The organism is Leptospira venezuelensis, assembly GCF_002150035.1.
Lineage (GTDB): Bacteria > Spirochaetota > Leptospiria > Leptospirales > Leptospiraceae > Leptospira_B > Leptospira_B venezuelensis.
Map to the genome: position 1 here is coordinate 144,325 of NZ_NETS01000011.1, position 15,217 is coordinate 159,541.

17 protein-coding genes are annotated in these 15,217 nt (G+C 36.5%); 5 read left to right on the forward strand and 12 right to left on the reverse strand.

Annotated features, from left to right (window positions below; genetic code table 11):
* Positions 1-3: 3 nt before the first annotated feature.
* Together galE and B1C82_RS16880 are read right to left on the reverse strand one after the other, a co-directional pair.
* Positions 4-975, reverse strand: coding sequence for a UDP-glucose 4-epimerase GalE (gene galE, locus B1C82_RS16875; protein ID WP_086448765.1), 972 nt, complete (start codon positions 973-975; stop codon positions 4-6).
* Between the two features lie 56 nt (positions 976-1,031).
* Positions 1,032-1,592 (reverse strand): ion transporter, encoded by a 561-nt coding sequence (locus B1C82_RS16880; RefSeq protein WP_086448766.1) that lies wholly within the window; start codon positions 1,590-1,592, stop codon positions 1,032-1,034.
* Between the two features lie 131 nt (positions 1,593-1,723).
* On the opposite strand from B1C82_RS16880, the gene B1C82_RS16885 reads away from it, so the two are divergent.
* Together B1C82_RS16885 and B1C82_RS16890 are read left to right on the forward strand one after the other, a co-directional pair.
* The gene (locus tag B1C82_RS16885; protein ID WP_086448767.1) at positions 1,724-1,933 is read left to right on the forward strand and encodes a YgaP family membrane protein; all 210 of its coding nucleotides are present in this window, start codon (positions 1,724-1,726) and stop codon (positions 1,931-1,933) included.
* A 71-nt stretch (positions 1,934-2,004) separates the two neighbouring features.
* The gene (locus tag B1C82_RS16890; RefSeq protein WP_086448768.1) at positions 2,005-4,521 is read left to right on the forward strand and encodes a cation-translocating P-type ATPase; all 2,517 of its coding nucleotides are present in this window, start codon (positions 2,005-2,007) and stop codon (positions 4,519-4,521) included.
* A gap of 23 nt (positions 4,522-4,544) precedes the next feature.
* Here the strand turns inward: B1C82_RS16890 and B1C82_RS16895 are convergent, their stop codons facing one another.
* Positions 4,545-5,261, reverse strand: coding sequence for an SH3 domain-containing protein (locus B1C82_RS16895; RefSeq protein ID WP_157894147.1), 717 nt, complete (start codon positions 5,259-5,261; stop codon positions 4,545-4,547).
* Between the two features lie 438 nt (positions 5,262-5,699).
* On the opposite strand from B1C82_RS16895, the gene B1C82_RS16900 reads away from it, so the two are divergent.
* Positions 5,700-6,476: a helix-turn-helix transcriptional regulator gene (locus B1C82_RS16900; protein ID WP_086448770.1), complete on the forward strand. Its 777-nt coding sequence runs from the start codon at positions 5,700-5,702 to the stop codon at positions 6,474-6,476.
* Positions 6,477-6,544: 68 nt separating this feature from the next.
* On the forward strand, positions 6,545-6,859 hold the full coding sequence (locus B1C82_RS16905) for an antibiotic biosynthesis monooxygenase family protein (protein WP_086448771.1): 315 nt from the start codon (positions 6,545-6,547) through the stop codon (positions 6,857-6,859).
* Positions 6,860-6,922: 63 nt separating this feature from the next.
* On the opposite strand, the gene B1C82_RS16910 is transcribed toward B1C82_RS16905, so the two are convergent.
* The 3 genes from B1C82_RS16910 to B1C82_RS16920 all read right to left on the reverse strand — a co-directional run bounded on the left by B1C82_RS16910 (position 6,923) and on the right by B1C82_RS16920 (position 9,701).
* Positions 6,923-7,879, reverse strand: coding sequence for a cytochrome c (locus B1C82_RS16910; protein WP_086448772.1), 957 nt, complete (start codon positions 7,877-7,879; stop codon positions 6,923-6,925).
* A 48-nt stretch (positions 7,880-7,927) separates the two neighbouring features.
* Positions 7,928-8,902 carry an NAD(P)-dependent alcohol dehydrogenase gene (locus B1C82_RS16915; protein ID WP_086448773.1) on the reverse strand — a complete coding sequence of 325 codons (975 nt, stop codon included), beginning with the start codon at positions 8,900-8,902 and terminating at the stop codon, positions 7,928-7,930.
* 142 nt (positions 8,903-9,044) lie between these two features.
* A complete protein-coding gene (locus tag B1C82_RS16920; RefSeq protein WP_234008381.1) occupies positions 9,045-9,701 on the reverse strand; it encodes a hypothetical protein in 657 nt (218 codons plus the stop codon).
* Between the two features lie 163 nt (positions 9,702-9,864).
* Between B1C82_RS16920 and B1C82_RS16925 the strand changes: the two genes are divergently transcribed.
* Positions 9,865-10,230, forward strand: coding sequence for a TIGR04452 family lipoprotein (locus tag B1C82_RS16925; RefSeq protein WP_086448775.1), 366 nt, complete (start codon positions 9,865-9,867; stop codon positions 10,228-10,230).
* Positions 10,231-10,329: 99 nt separating this feature from the next.
* Here B1C82_RS16925 and B1C82_RS16930 read toward each other — a convergent pair whose 3' ends face one another.
* The 6 genes from B1C82_RS16930 to mgtE form a co-directional block, all read right to left on the reverse strand.
* Positions 10,330-10,800, reverse strand: a complete 471-nt coding sequence (locus B1C82_RS16930) for a hypothetical protein (protein ID WP_157894148.1) — start codon at positions 10,798-10,800, stop codon at positions 10,330-10,332.
* A gap of 235 nt (positions 10,801-11,035) precedes the next feature.
* Complete coding sequence (locus tag B1C82_RS16935; protein WP_086448777.1) at positions 11,036-11,527, reverse strand: hypothetical protein; 492 nt, start codon at positions 11,525-11,527, stop codon at positions 11,036-11,038.
* Positions 11,528-11,899: 372 nt separating this feature from the next.
* On the reverse strand, positions 11,900-12,079 hold the full coding sequence (locus B1C82_RS20600) for a hypothetical protein (RefSeq protein WP_157894149.1): 180 nt from the start codon (positions 12,077-12,079) through the stop codon (positions 11,900-11,902).
* A 302-nt stretch (positions 12,080-12,381) separates the two neighbouring features.
* Positions 12,382-12,918: a hypothetical protein gene (locus B1C82_RS16945; protein ID WP_234008380.1), complete on the reverse strand. Its 537-nt coding sequence runs from the start codon at positions 12,916-12,918 to the stop codon at positions 12,382-12,384.
* 156 nt (positions 12,919-13,074) lie between these two features.
* Positions 13,075-13,716, reverse strand: a complete 642-nt coding sequence (locus B1C82_RS16950) for an LA_2219 family laminin/E-cadherin/plasminogen-binding protein (RefSeq protein ID WP_086448779.1) — start codon at positions 13,714-13,716, stop codon at positions 13,075-13,077.
* A gap of 49 nt (positions 13,717-13,765) precedes the next feature.
* Positions 13,766-15,160: a magnesium transporter gene (mgtE, locus tag B1C82_RS16955; protein WP_086448780.1), complete on the reverse strand. Its 1,395-nt coding sequence runs from the start codon at positions 15,158-15,160 to the stop codon at positions 13,766-13,768.
* Positions 15,161-15,217 lie beyond the last annotated feature (57 nt).

Sequence of the window (15,217 nt, forward strand, 5' to 3'; positions counted from 1 at the left end):
TTTTTAATGGGAATGGTTTTTATGAAATTCCCAGGCGCTGGAAACTATATCCTCTATTTTTGCAAATTTAGGTTCCCAACCTAAAATCTTTTTCGCTTTTGTATTATCCGCGATAAGTTTAGCAGGGTCCCCTTCTCTTCTCGGGCCAATTTTGTAAGGAATCTCTACCCCTGAAACCTTCTCCACTGTTTTGATAATTTCTAAGATGGAGAACCCTTGTCCTGTTCCCAGATTGAAAAAGTCAGATACCCCACCTTTTTTTAGATATTCCAATCCAAGATGATGTGCCTGAGCAAGATCCATCACATGGATATAATCTCTAACTGCAGTCCCGTCATTGGTATCGTAGTCATTTCCATTCACTGTGAGAGACTCTCTTTTTCCTAAAGCTTTTTCGATTACGATAGGAAGTAAATGAGTTTCTGGATCATGCTCTTCTCCGATATCAAGATCTGATCCGGAGGCATTAAAATATCTAAGTGCTACAAACTTTAGGTCGTAAGCATGAGAATAGTCCGTTAAAATTTTTTCGATCATCAGTTTGGATTGTCCATATGGATTGATCGGGTCTTGAGGTGTGGTTTCCATAATTGGAACTTCTGTAACAGCACCATAAGTAGCACAGGTAGAAGAAAATATGAAATATTTGACTCCATGATTCTTCATTGCTTCCAAAAGCTGGAGAGTTCCCATCACATTATTAATATAATATTTTTGTGGATCAGTAACTGATTCTCCTACATACGCTAACGCAGCAAAATGAATGACAGCTTCGAATTCGTGTTCTGAAAACACACGATCCAAGTCCGCTTTATTTAATAGATCTCCCTTGAAAAACTTTCCCCATTTGACTGCTTTCTCATGACCGTTGGAAAGATTATCGAATACAACAGTTTCCACGCCTAATTTGTGGAGATATTTATTCATATGGGAGCCAATATATCCAGCTCCACCAGTAATCAGGATTTTTTTCATAAAGCTTTTACATGTATTTCAAAAGGATCGAAATTGTAAAAGGGAATTTGAGCTCTTCAAGTATCGTCTCCCTTCTTAAATGAGGAGCCAGTTAAGGATTCCTTCAGACTTATAAAGTCAGAAAGAATAAAGATGATCGTGATGAAGGATAAAATTGCTTCGAAAATGACTAAGATCTCCGCCTCAGTACTTTCCGGGATAATTTTTATTATTCCGATATTCGTGAAGATCATAAGGCTAAAATAAAAAAATTTGAAAAATAAAGCAGGATAATCCAAGTTTTGCGGAATTCCTGAAAAGGAACTTATATCCATTTTATAGACACAAAGAAAATCAAACCCGAAAGACAGAACGATTACGCTGATATTGAAAGCAATAAATACCAGAAATTCATAATATTTCAGATCCAAATTGGAAAATTCGGAAATCCTTCTGAATCCCTTAATAAAGAAGTAACAAGATTTAAAACCAGCAAGGATCAATATCAGATATTTGATTTCTAATCCCGAAAATTCGATTTCGTCCAGATAGATCAGGGATATTCCTAAGGATAAAATCAATATATACTCTATGGATGTCTTTAATATAGTTTTTATAATATAACGATCGATTTTCATAATACTCCCGATTTTAGAGACTTTTTGATATTTATCAGCATACCAGAACGGGTATATATACGTCCAATTATTGACAAAGACTTAAAAGGGTAGAATATTTCTACAAAAGAAATGGTCAATAGGTGTTCGATATGAGATTCATAAATTCAAACTTTTGGGACAGGGCATTTAGAGTGATCGTAGGTACATCATTGATTACCTGGGCATTCTACATTGAAGAAATGTATAAGATCGGGATTTTTGCAGTCGGCTTCGTGATTTTAGCTACCGGGATCGTCGGATGGTGTCCTATTTATACGTTATTTGGATGGAACACTCGTACACATTCCCATAAATCCTAGGAGATTCCTTTATTCTATTTCGGTAAGAAAAATCTTGTCATAAACAATCGGATCATAGTTATTTTATATCTATGCCCCATACCAAAGAGATTGTTTATAAAGGTCTAAGTTCCCAGGAAGCTTCCGAACTTCTTCTTAAGTTTGGACCAAACGAATCCAAACTTAAGAAAACATCTTTTTGGAGGATCAGTCTTTCTATCCTCGCAGAGCCTATGCTCGCCCTATTATTGGCCTGCGGTTTTATTTACGCGTTATTAGGTGATTTAGAAGAAGCCGTCACTCTTTCTATCGCAGTGGTCGCTGTTATTTCCCTTACCATCTACCAAAAGAACAAATCCGAAAAAGCTTTGGAGTCTCTTCGGAAACTTTCCCCTTTGAGAGCCAAGGTAATCCGAGAGGGAAAAAAAATTGAAATAGATTCTTCGTTCATAGTACCTGGAGATCTGGTTTTTCTATCAGAAGGAGATAAGGTCCCTGCTGACGGTTACATATTAGATGGATTAAATCTACACTCTGACGAGTCCCTTTTTACTGGTGAATCCGTTCCAGTTTTAAAAGTAGAAACAGATCCAAATAATCCGGGACCATATTCAGACTCTCAAAAAGTATATTCCGGAACAAAGATAGTCTCCGGAGAAGCTATCATTAAAGTATTATTCACCGGAGACTCCACTTCTATAGGCGCCATTGGAAAGGAAATGAGTGAAATTTCCGAATCCGAAAGTCCTCTCCAAAAGGAAGCCAAAAGATTCACTACATTCTTCTTTTTAGGAGCCTTAGTAGTATCTGTTTTTCTAATTTATGGACTTGGGACACGAAATGGAAATTGGATACAGGCAGTTTTAGCTGCACTTACATTCTTAATGGCAGTATTGCCTGAAGAAATACCAGTTGTTCTAAGCATTTTCTTCTCTTTAGGGGCCTGGAGAATTTCCAAAAGTGGAGTTTTGACAAGAAAGCTAAATTCGATTGAGTCATTGGGAGCTGCCACAGTCTTATGCGTCGATAAAACAGGAACCTTAACTGAAAACCAAATGAAAGTTCGAGGTTTAGTTTCTTCCGTGGAGAATTCCTTATTTGAATTTAAATCTCTCGAAGTGGCGGAAGAATTTCATCTGCTCTTGGAATTTTCGATTCTTGCTTCTAAAAAAGATCCTTTTGATCCAATGGAGAAAGCAATCCAAGAATTAGGAATAAAACTTCTTTATGATACAGAACATCTTCATTCCGATTGGAGATTAGAAAAAGAATATCCACTTTCTCCTAAATTACTCGCGCTAAGTTACGCATGGAATTCAGAAGAGCCTGGGACATTTGTGATCGGGACCAAGGGTGCTCCAGAAGCGATATTCGATCTTTGTCATTTTTCAGAAGAGAAAACCACTCATTGGGAGAGGATCACCGAAAATTACTCATTGCAAGGATATAGAGCAATCGGGGTCGCAAGGTCAAGGATCGTAAATTCTTCTCTCCCAGAAAATCAACACGATCTTGAATTCGAATTTTTAGGTCTGATTCTACTGGAAGATCCTATTAGAGAGACTGTGCCTTCTTCCGTTTCTGAATGTATTCAAGCTGGAATCAGAGTAATAATTATCACTGGAGACCACGCAGGAACAGCAAAAGCAGTAGCTTCCAAGATCGGATTGGCAGATCATAATGAAAGTATAACGGGCGACGAATTAGAAAAACTTACTGAAGAAGAGTTAAATTCTAAATTAGATACAGTTGGAATTTTTTCCAGGATCAAGCCTGCACAAAAATTGAAAATTGTCAGAGCATTCCAGAAAAAAGGTGAAATAGTAGCGATGACTGGAGACGGGGTAAACGATGCTCTAGCTCTCCAAGCAGCACATATTGGGATCTCAATGGGGAAACGAGGAACGGATGTAGCAAGAGAAGCCTCAGACCTTGTATTATTAGATGATAATTTTTCCTCCATAGTGAAGTCCGTATTCTTAGGACGGAGGATCTACGAAAATATACAAAAAAGTATCTCTTATATTATAGCAGTTCATATTCCGATTATAGGAATGTCCCTATTGCCTGCTTTTACGGGGGATCCTATCTTCTTCTTTCCTGCACATATTTTAGTCTTAGAGTTGATTATAGATCCTACATGTTCGATTGTTTTTGAGTCTTTGGATTTGGAAAAAGGAGATCGCTATTCTAGTCCCAGAAGACAGAATTCTAGTCTAATGACCTTTTCTCGTTTCTTTCTTTCATTTATGCAGGGAGCAATCGTTCTGATTACTTTATTCGCATTGTATTTCTGGATGAAAGAGAAAGGAATCAGCGAAGACCAAATCAGATCCTTCGGTTTTATCTTTTTAGTTGTATCCAATTTCAGTTTAATGCTTACGAATTTGACTCATAAAGGTGGAATTATTTCCATCCTAAGATCCCTACATTCAAACGTATTTTGGATCTTCTCTTTTGCTACTTTGGCATTGATAGCAAGTTTCCAATTCGAATTCAGTCTTAGATTATTCGGATTTCAGAAAATACCTACCGATTGGGTGTTCTTCTCAATCGGATTAGGACTTATCTCCGGCCTCGTTTGGGAAATTAGAAAGATCCGATCATAAAAGTTTGGAAATTTTTACCTGACTTATATTTTACAATCTAGATCGGTTTTTAAGTTTCCGGATCCCGAATTTTCCGTATATGCGGCTTTAATACTAAACCCAAATACCTCGCAGGATATCTTTTTCTCTATCTCAAGATTCTGGTCCTTGTCAAAGGTTGAATAATACACTTGGACATACAATTTATCATAATCATTCTCCGGATCTGAAAAGGAAATTTGGGTCCGGCAGGGACGACCTTCCAGTGAACAATTCGCTTTTTTAAAATCGATTCCATTCCATTGAATTTTTATATTCTTCTTCCTAGATTTAACTTCGAAACTATTCTCTCGAACCAAATCCTTGAAACTTTTCTCCGCAAGTCTCAGATCGAATTCTCCATTTCGCAGATAACCGCTTTCTACCCAACCGATGGAATCATCGCATCGAACTTTTACCCAATTTGTTCCGCCTTCACCCGGATAATCGCCTGGGTGTTGGTATTTCGGATCTTCGCTTAAAATCGTAACCACGGAATTAAACGGAATTTGTCGGTAGATTTTTGAATCTTCAATCGGTTTTTCAAAGAGCGAGATACCAGATTTAGCACCGACCCTTTTCTTCATTCCTAAGATCCAACGATAAGAAGATAAATAGATCTCCTGACCGCCTAGTAAAACTTTATAATAATATCTAAAATCGGTTGAGTTAGGACCCGGCTCTGCTTTTAGCAATTCTCCATTAGCGTCCGTTAGGAACATTAATCTTCGTCTGCCTTCGAAAAACTTTTCCGTAATTTCTGACGTATTCGGATCATATATAAAAAATGAAGCATCCTCCATATAAATAACCGGGCAAGAATTTGAATCCCTACAATCGTCGTATTTTTTACAATTCGAAATGATTAAAATTATAGAAAGGAAAAAGACATTCAGAAAAGCTATAGTAAACTTAGTAAAACTCATAACTGATTGATAAAAGCTATGGAAAATTTTTTTCAACCTTGTACTCCCTACTTAAGCTCGTAAGTAATTTACTTTAAAATTATCAAGTTTCACAAGATTATGCATCAATATATTTATCATATATATTTATTTAAACAGAGCTTCCATAAAGTTAAAAATATTCGAAACAGTGATAATTGCCCATCATTACTAAGAATCTATAATTTTTATCCTAAACCAGTTTAACGTTATTTTATGAAAGTAGAGACATTTTTACCTAGTAAGAATTTACAGCCATATATACGTCACTTCCTAATCATAGAAAGTGTTAGCGGCATGCAGAATAAAATTCTACCCGGATCTTCTTTGGTTCTATCCTTTAGAATTAATGGGAAGATCAGCCATAAGGAAGAGAATAAAGACAAAATACTGCCCCCTTCCGGGATAACTGGGCTTAGACGGTTTCCTAGACTGATAGAATATTCAAAAAAATCTTCTACTCTATTGGTAATTTTTAAAGAAGGTGGAGCTTCTAGTTTTATTAGGGAACCGCTCCACCATCTATTCGAAACGAATCTTTCTTTGGATCATTTGATCTCTCCCCAAAAGGTCTCAGAGATAGAAGAGAAACTTTTTCAGACAAAAACATATTTAGAAAAAATCTCGGTACTAGAAAAATTTCTCGCCTCGGAATGGATAGGAAACAAGTCAGATAATTTAATTTTAGATTCGATTCAAAAAATCAGAAGATTTAAAGGAAATCTAAAAATCAGAGATATACTCAAAGGAATGCCGATCAGCAGAGATTCTTATGAAAAAAGATTTAGAGAATCGATCGGAACCAGCCCTAAACAATTTTCTAATCTGGTAAGGATGAGAAACCTAATAGATTCATATTCGCTCAATACATCCCTTACGCAAGCCGCTCAGGAAGCTGGATATTTCGATCAAGCTCATTTTATCAAAGATTTCAAAACATTTACTGGGCAAACTCCGAAACAATTCTTCAAACTTTCCACCCCATATTGGTAAAATTCTGAATTTTTACAATTTTTGGTCTTGCGAATCGCTTATTCTATCTCCGAAAGGAGAGCAAGAACATGCAAAAAGTTTTAATAGATACATTCATAGTTCCTAAAAAGGCAGAGGAAGAATTCTTTATTCGAGTAAAAGTAAATCGAAATCTGATCAAAACTCTTCCGGGCTTTATCCAAGATTCTGCTTATATCAGAGAAATAAACAAAGATGAGTTCCAGTTTGTAACGGTAGCTATCTGGGAAAATGAAGATGCTATTTCAAATGCGAAAAAGGAAGTATTGGCATCTTACCAAAAAGAAGGTTTTGATATGCCAGGCATGTTAGAAAGACTCGGGATCTCTATTGAAAGGGGAATTTTCGAAACTGCTCTGAATTGAGATGTATTGAACAAGGACGAATCAAGAAGGGAGAATTTCTCCCTTCTTCTGATAGAGCCGAAACTAGTTATTAATTTTATTTTTAATAGCCGGAACAGTTTGCAAATAAGCGAACATGGCTGCAAGATCTTCCTCAGTCATTCCTGCATACATTGTCCAAGGCATAATTGTTTGGAATTCTCCCTCTTTTATAGAGTGGGGTTTATATTTAGGAAGTTCCATACTCTTAAATCTTTTTACAAACCGAGCTTCCGTCCAGCTACCCAATCCTGTTTCTCGATCAGGAGTTAAATTTGCAGAAATAATTTTAGTTCCATTGCCTAATGGAAATTCAAAACCACCTGCTAGTTCCATTCCGGCAATTGGTTTTCCTTTATCTTGCTTTGTATGACACTCGGTGCAAGCAGCAGCAACAAATAGATACTTCCCATAAGCAACCTTGTCCGTTTTATCAGGAAGTTTACCGAATTTTGCAGGACTAGGAATTGTTCTTAAGATCAAGTTAAACGGAAAATCAGGGTTAGAGCTAGGATTTTTCTTTTCTATAGGTTTCAAACTTCTTAAATAGGAAACGATAGAAATAAGATCTTCTTTATCCATTTGCCCATATGCGGGGTGAGGCATAACTGGAAATAACGCATTTCCTTCTTTATTGATCCCACTGGAAATCGCTCTTAAAACTTCTCCGTCAGTCCATTTTCCTAATGCACTTGGAGTAATATTTGGTGCGACGAAAGAGCCAGGAAAACCAAGCTTTTGATCAAAAACTTCTCCGCCTTCTCCCAATGTTTCCGGTATCAATGGACCGGAAAATTTTGACCATTCTCGGATAGAATGGCAATCCATACAGGCGGATACGTGATTGGCGAGATACTGCCCTCTTTGTATTCTTTTTGGATCGTTGCCAGCTGAAATTTCAGGAGCAGGTTCTGCATTTGGAAATTTTAAATATAAAAGTCCAATCCCGAAAACCGGTATTAGGATAATCAATATTCCAATAAGCTTGAAAATTTTCTTCATTCACAATTCCTTTTATCTTTCTATTTTTTCTAATCAATCAACATAGATTTATGATACTGATATGATTACTTTACCAGCAGCATGGCCTTGTTCAACGTACTGGATAGCTTTTGGAACTTCTTCCAATTTGTATCGCTTATCAATAACCGATTTTATCTTACCCGATCTCATTAGTTCAGATAAAAAAATAAGATCCTTTTGATTCGGCTCAGAAGAAGCAGCGATAATCTTTTGGCTGCCTCTTAAGGAGATGAAAGGCCCCAAAAGTAAGGCTTGGAATAACTGAGCGGAGCCTCCCCCAGCCATTACATATCTCCCTTTTGGAATTAAAGCACTCTTGTAATCTGAAAGAGAACGATAACCATTCACGCCAACTATTAGGTCGTATTTTTTTCCGTTTTGAATGAAGTCTTCCTTGGTATAGTCAATTACCTGATCGGCTCCAAGTGACATTGCCTGAGCAATTTTAGAAGTGCTACAAACAGCAGTAACATGTGCTCCGAAATACTTTGCGAGCTGTATCGCAAATGTTCCGACACCTCCTGATGCTCCATTTATCAGAACTTTTTGCCCCTCTTCTATCTTACCGAAATCTCTTAAAGAATGTAAAGCGGTCATTCCGGCCAAAGGTAAAGCAGCTATCTCTTCGAAAGATATATTAGAAGGTTTTAAAACAAATTCATCTTCTCTACCACATTTATATTCAGCGAATGCACCGAATCCACTTGCAAAAACATCTCCAAACACTTCGTCACCCGGACGGAACTTAGTTACATTCTCTCCGACCGCTTCCACAGTTCCGGCAACATCGGCACCCAATACTGAAATTTTTTTAGGTTTAAAAAGACCCGCGTAAAAGCGAACTAAAAAAGGATCTGCCTTCATCATACGCCAATCTGCAGCATTCACAGAAGCTGCTTTGACTCTTACAAGGACCTCATTATCCTTTGGAGTAGGTTTTTGAACTTCTTTATATTGAAGCACATCAGAAGAGCCATACTTCTCGTATACAATTGCTTTCATTCGTAGATCCCTGTTTCTAAAAATTCAGAAGCAGTGGTCAAGAAATAAAGGAGAGATGATTTAGTTTTATTCTAAGTTATAAAATAATTTCGTAATAAATTATAGGGACATTAGGAATAAATCCTTGCTCTACTTTAAATACTTAGCAGGGAAAATCTGCTTCTCCTGGCGGAGTTTTTTCGATTTGAAAATCCAAATCAATTATTTGTTCACCAAGGAAATAGTAGGAGGAAGGCCAATTGTAAAAAACTTTTATTTGTTTAAGATTTTCTGCGGACTTTTTTTCACCGGCAGATGCTTTTATTCTTATAGAATGTCCTTCTGGCAAATCGATTTTTTTTTGAATGTATCCTCGCCTTCCTTTATCGTAATCGAATATCATAAATGTAAACTCGTTTACTCCTGATGGCATAGGGATTTGATATTCACAGCCAAATAAAAATTCCTCCCTTCTAAAACTAGTAAAAAATTGCCAAACTATGTTTTTATCAAGTCCATCGTTTTTATTTCTAAAGTATTCTTGGGAAGGATTTACTGGATATGAAAGGCCTTTTGCCCAGCCTGTCGCATCAGAATCCTTTGATCGTACGTAAAAAAAGAAGGAGCGACTATTTTTATTAATTTGGCTTTGATCAGCTAAAGTGGATTTAGCATAATCCTCTATCTTAAGAATTAAAAATGTATTTTTTTGATTTTTTATAGGAAAGCTTCTTCCTGGTCCAGTAAACCCTGCAGCGGGCGAACAATTATCCAGAATAATTAAAAGCAGAATATTAATCAAAAAACAATACTTAGTCACTTTATCCTCCCCGAATTTATACATTTGGGATATTCAAACTCAACACGATCTCTATATTTGTTTAAAGAACATTATATTAAAATATTATATAATTTGATAGTATATATTGTAAAAACATAAAAATCAGTAGCCACTTTATTTAATTACTAAAAACTGAATACTTATGCTTACGTATAATTTACTAAGATTCCTTCTAATCATATTTTTGATGTTGTCAAATTGCATTGCTTTAGATACGTTAGGTCTATCTTATGATAGAATCAAAGGTGACGAAGTTGCCTCAAAGTTGGCGGATGCTGCAATAACGACTGACTTAGTTAATTCTACTATACTCATTGGCCAACCGACGATATCAATAACTGCAATTTTCTCTTCTGTCATTGCAGGCATTGATGTGAAAAAGTATTACAAAAAATCAGAAGTCGATGACTGTATTAATGACATTCGCGGTTTTAAGGGTTTTCTATTAGGATCTACAATAACGGTAGCAACTTCCTGTAAACTTTCTCCCGATGGGCCTTTGCTGTAAGTATATCAATCTAGTGATATATGTAAGCCGGGATCAAATATATTATTGCACAAAGCAGAGTATCTTAGCCAGACAATAGCGTATTGAAAATTAGCTAAACTATTCAAATTTACATAGATTAATTTCTTCAGAAACAGCATTTTTTTCAACAGCAGCTTTTAATCCGAGTCGATTTCTCAACAAATTCTCGCTTCCCCTTATTGGGTCGACAGTAGGGTTGATAGATAATTCTTTGATATAGATTGTCAAACGAAGAGATTCATTGGCCATTAGGTTTGCAGTTGTTTCCAAATGCGTATAAAACCCGCCAGATACTCTATACGCGCCTAAATGAATCTCATATAAATTTTCACCTTCTGGAATTGGAATACTTAATTCGCAACCAGCAGGAAATATATAATGCAAATTAGAAAACCAAAGATTCCAAAAGTTTAAATTGCGATCTGGGTTGATCAAGATCCTTTTGTTCATTATAGATTCTTTATCTTCTTTCAAAATTGAAAGATAGAATTTGCTAATATCTATTTTTTCATTGCCGTCGGAAATTTCGTTAGGGAGAACTACTTTCATAAAGTTTCCTTTTGGATTTTCTATTTTATGCGGAAGTCTCCTCCAATAGGGTTCTTGAATTGGTGAACAATTAACTATACCGATGAAAACGGTAAGATGAAAATAAATTGCATAAAACATGATCTTCATTCAAAAATTGGCCTCACAAGTTTTGTATTTTTACGCTACAGAGAATTGACAGATTTGATCTTTGTTTTTTAAGCCTATCGTCTGTTCAGCCGACTTCAAAAAAAATTCACATATTCTTAATATCACAAAGTTTAAATGGATCAGAACTTGGATTTTGTTCTATTGTATAGATTATCTCATACCGATCATAGGCATTTCTTGACTTTTCATGCCTTTCAGAAAACGGCTTGGTTTCTATATCCAGAATCGCTTTTTCCTTAAAACTTAAGCGAATAGAATGATTTGGAGGAAGATCGATTTCCTTTTCCAATTTTCCAGAAAATTCTGTTCTTGTGCTACCAAAGGCAAACTTATACAAAGTTTTGCCTGCATTTGTTGGCATTCGGTATTCACATCCTTCTAAAAAGACGAAACGTATATCCGATCTAAGCTGATATGGTAAATCTTCAGTTTTTCGATAGAATGTAATCCAATATTCTTCTTCGGGATTAACTGTAGAAGGCAAACCCAAAAGTGGATTTGTATCTCCAAAAAAAACAAATAAGTTATATGTAGATAAGTCGTCACTATGATTAGCTCCGTTTACTTCTTTAGGCATAAACTTAAATCTGATATAAGTATTTTGGAAATTATCAATAGCCTTGTGACGGTAGTAAGTCTTAAAACCATAGCGCATTCCTATACAACTTTGAAGAAAAAGAATTAGGATAAATACCCAAGAATACGAAAATCGCATATTATAAACTGCCGCCACAAGCTATAAAGTTCGTTACACACTTACAATGAATCATATGGGCAATCATGAAACCGATCGTCACTCGAAGTAGGCTCTATAACGTATTTCATCTTTACTCTGTTGTGTATTCGATTCTGTAGCTCTTGTGATATCCCATTTGGTTTCAAATAAGGAGGGTCTTCTATATAAAACGATATAACAATAGACTGATTTTCCATTAAATTTTTGAGTAATTCAGATATTTGAGAAGAAACCATCTGGATATCTATCTGCTTTGATTTCATAAGTATATTCACCTTTCGAGATCGGTAAAATCAATTGGCAGTCGTTTTTAAAATGAAATTGTTTTAGGCCAGTCCATAAAGTATGAAATCCTAATTTGCGTTCATGATTAATTAGTAACCTTCTTTTCAATATGGTGTCTTTTTCCTCTTGAAAGATATGAGTTAAATAGCTTTCTATTTGGATTTTTTCTCGAGAACCACTAAGCTCTGAGGGTAGATATAATTTTAGATAGTTTCCTTTTGAATTTTGAATCGGATAATATGGCAAAAGCCTCCAATAGAATATATTTCCAAGACAATTACAGAATAGAAGTAAAGAAAATGATATAAGATTACTTTTTATTATACACCTATGCATGTATTTACTGCCGGCTGATTAAAACTTACATTTTTCGTAGTTACTTTCTAAAAAGCTACTTTCTACATTATCCGTTAAAGTAACCAAGGTATGACTTGCATTGGCCTGTCGCTCGTCCCAATTCTTTGGCTCTGGGAAAGGAAATCCTTTATAATGAAGAGTAATTCTAAGAGATTGGTTTTCCGAAAGGTTGACATATTCAGATATTTGAGTAGTATACCCATACAAATATTCCCGAGATGGACTTCATATTTATTTTCTCCGCTAGAAACAGGAAAAACTAATTCACATCCTGCTGGAAATCTGAATTGTTCGTGATTGTTCCAAAGCTTGAAAAAATTCAACCCTCTATCTGGATTAATTAAAACCATTCTTTCAAATACAGTCTCTTTTTCTTCTCGGAGTACTGCTACCATATATTCCTTATATGTAAGCTTTTGAGAATTGTCAGAAAATTCCTTTGGTAAATTTATTCTAATAAAATTATTTTTCGAATCAAAAACTGGATTTGGCATATGTTGCCAATAAAAGATATTTCCTCTACAGTCTTGCAACAATCCAAAAAAGAATATTACAAATAAACAAACTATCATTGATTTACTGATTTTCACAAATTCCCTCTGCACGTATTTTTCGATGCGTTAGTTACTAAGTGGAGAGAGAAGATCGGAGTGATTGAGGAACGAGAAGAGGAAGAAAGGCCAGATGGTCTGAATTCTCGATATTCATCGAGAATTCAGACTGATGTGCGGATTGTAAAGAAAAAATTACCTCTTCTTCACTTCTCCTTTTAGCTCTTCTTTAACCGTGTCTCTAGTGGTATTGGATTTATTTTCCAATTTAATTGTATAATGGATTTGATATTTAGTAACTACCGGCTTCTCTTCCGAATGTTCCATGGACCAACGAGTCACATCATTCTGGATGATTTTAGCCAAATTATTAATTCTAGGAACTCTCGTATTAAAACGGATTGTTTCTACAGCACCTGTATTTCCGTTCAAGATCACTAAGATAATCCCATCATCATTAAAATTAATTCTATTATATTTTACTAATTCTTCGCTAATGAGAGCATCCCCGCCCTTATCTACTTTTCTGCGAATGTATTTGGATCCTCTAATCTGACGAACTTGATAGGACTCGCTTGTTATATGCACTCTGAAATATTCTGAGCTATCTTTGGACTGACTTTGGAAAGAAATAGGATCAGTGGTGCTGATCTTCACTTCTCTGCCTTCTTCGTCTATGATCTCTTCGTTGTCTCCCGCTGGATTTGGAAGGATCTCGCCTTTAGGAGTTTCCGGAGTATGGGACGGTCCTCCAGAGCTAATACAAGAAATAAATGATAAACAATATAGCACCGCAAAACCGGCTAAAAAAGTTCGGAAAACCGAAACGCGAAACATTGGCCTCTCCTATCCAAGGAAATTTATAAATATATGCGAAATATTCCAACTATACCAAATATTGCAAGAACAGTGTGGCAAGTCCTAAGAAACAGAAGAAGCCGAACACGTCCGTAGTAGTTGTTACAAATATGGAAGACGCAATTGCAGGATCAATCCCAACCACTTTTAATAGCATTGGAATACAAGCCCCTACGATGGCTGCTACGATCAGGTTCGCAAGCATCGCAAAAAATATAACAATCGCAAGTGCAAGTTTTCCCGTATAAAAAAACACAACGATCCCTGTGATCGCTCCTATCGTAAGTCCATTAATCAGACCTATAATGCCCTCTTTCCTAAAACCTACAGTCCAGTTTGCCTGGCTCAAGTCTCCAGTAGCGATATTTCTAACTACCACAGTAATGGATTGGGTTCCCGCATTCCCCCCCATTCCCGCCACTATTGGCATAAGACTAGCAAGTAATACGAACGATTGGATCGTGTCTTGGAAAAGTGCAACTGTAGATGCGGCAACCACTGCCGTTCCCAGATTGATCACAAGCCAGGTCAATCTTCGTCGGATAGAGTCCCAGATAGAAGTATTCAATCTTTCTTCTTCTGAAACTCCCCCCATCCTCAAGATGTCCTCGGAAGCTTCTTCCTGAACGATATCTAAGATATCATCTACTGTGATCCTACCGATGATCCGATCCAGATCATCCACTACAGCAGCGGAAACCAGGTCGTATTTTCGAAATATTCGAGCTACTTCTTCCTGGTCTGTATCATAATGAATGGAGAATACTTCTTCTTTTACAAGTCTGCTTGCCTTTTGGTTGAGAGGTGCGAGGAAAAGATCCTTGAGTTTAATAAATCCTTTTAAATGATTCTCTGAGTCAGTTACATAGAGAAGATAGATATCATCTGTCTCTTTGGCCACTCTTCTCAATTTGATAATCGCTTTTCTGACAGTGTCAGTCTCATATGCGGAGGCGAACTCAGTCGTCATCAAACGCCCCGCAGTGTATTCTCTAAAATTTAGCTGCTTTCGGATCTGAGAGGAATCTTCCCGATCCAAGGAGTTCAAAATTTCCTCAGCCTTAGCCTTTGGGATCTCTGAAATCAGATTGGTAACGTCGTCTGGTTCCAGATTTTCGACGATAGGAGAAATCTCCTTCATATTCAGACGGGAGATCAAATCTGCCTGTAAATCCTCATCGAACTCGACTAAAATCTCAGACTGCTGTTCAGAATCGCAGAGTTTAAATACGTAGAATGCTTCGTCAATACCCAGCTTTTCCAGGACTTCGGCAATATCCGCTGGGTGATTGGAAGAAGTGAAACTGAGTAGGAACTTATTGTCCTTATTTTCTATCTTTTCTAGGAAGGAATCCATCCAATCTGCAGATTGCGGATTTGCCTTCAGGGAAGAAGTTTCCTTAGTGCTGTTTGTTTCGTCCATTTGGCGTCCCTCCCCCTATGACAGAATCCTGATGGAATTTATCGGTTCAATGAATTT

What these genes read in the sequence shown, in the direction of transcription:
- B1C82_RS16890 (WP_086448768.1), top strand. Translation starts at nt 2,005, where the DNA reads ATGCCCCATACCAAAGAGATTGTTTATAAAGGTCTAAGTTCCCAGGAA.
- mgtE (WP_086448780.1), bottom strand. Translation starts at nt 15,160, where the DNA reads ATGGACGAAACAAACAGCACTAAGGAAACTTCTTCCCTGAAGGCAAAT.
- B1C82_RS16950 (WP_086448779.1), bottom strand. Translation starts at nt 13,716, where the DNA reads ATGTTTCGCGTTTCGGTTTTCCGAACTTTTTTAGCCGGTTTTGCGGTG.
- B1C82_RS16925 (WP_086448775.1), top strand. Translation starts at nt 9,865, where the DNA reads ATGCTTACGTATAATTTACTAAGATTCCTTCTAATCATATTTTTGATG.
- B1C82_RS16900 (WP_086448770.1), top strand. Translation starts at nt 5,700, where the DNA reads ATGAAAGTAGAGACATTTTTACCTAGTAAGAATTTACAGCCATATATA.
- B1C82_RS16930 (WP_157894148.1), bottom strand. Translation starts at nt 10,800, where the DNA reads ATGAAAGTAGTTCTCCCTAACGAAATTTCCGACGGCAATGAAAAAATA.
- B1C82_RS16895 (WP_157894147.1), bottom strand. Translation starts at nt 5,261, where the DNA reads ATGTTCCTAACGGACGCTAATGGAGAATTGCTAAAAGCAGAGCCGGGT.
- B1C82_RS16885 (WP_086448767.1), top strand. Translation starts at nt 1,724, where the DNA reads ATGAGATTCATAAATTCAAACTTTTGGGACAGGGCATTTAGAGTGATC.
- B1C82_RS16935 (WP_086448777.1), bottom strand. Translation starts at nt 11,527, where the DNA reads ATGCCTAAAGAAGTAAACGGAGCTAATCATAGTGACGACTTATCTACA.
- galE (WP_086448765.1), bottom strand. Translation starts at nt 975, where the DNA reads ATGAAAAAAATCCTGATTACTGGTGGAGCTGGATATATTGGCTCCCAT.
- B1C82_RS16910 (WP_086448772.1), bottom strand. Translation starts at nt 7,879, where the DNA reads ATGAAGAAAATTTTCAAGCTTATTGGAATATTGATTATCCTAATACCG.
- B1C82_RS16915 (WP_086448773.1), bottom strand. Translation starts at nt 8,902, where the DNA reads ATGAAAGCAATTGTATACGAGAAGTATGGCTCTTCTGATGTGCTTCAA.
- B1C82_RS16880 (WP_086448766.1), bottom strand. Translation starts at nt 1,592, where the DNA reads ATGAAAATCGATCGTTATATTATAAAAACTATATTAAAGACATCCATA.
- B1C82_RS16905 (WP_086448771.1), top strand. Translation starts at nt 6,545, where the DNA reads ATGCAAAAAGTTTTAATAGATACATTCATAGTTCCTAAAAAGGCAGAG.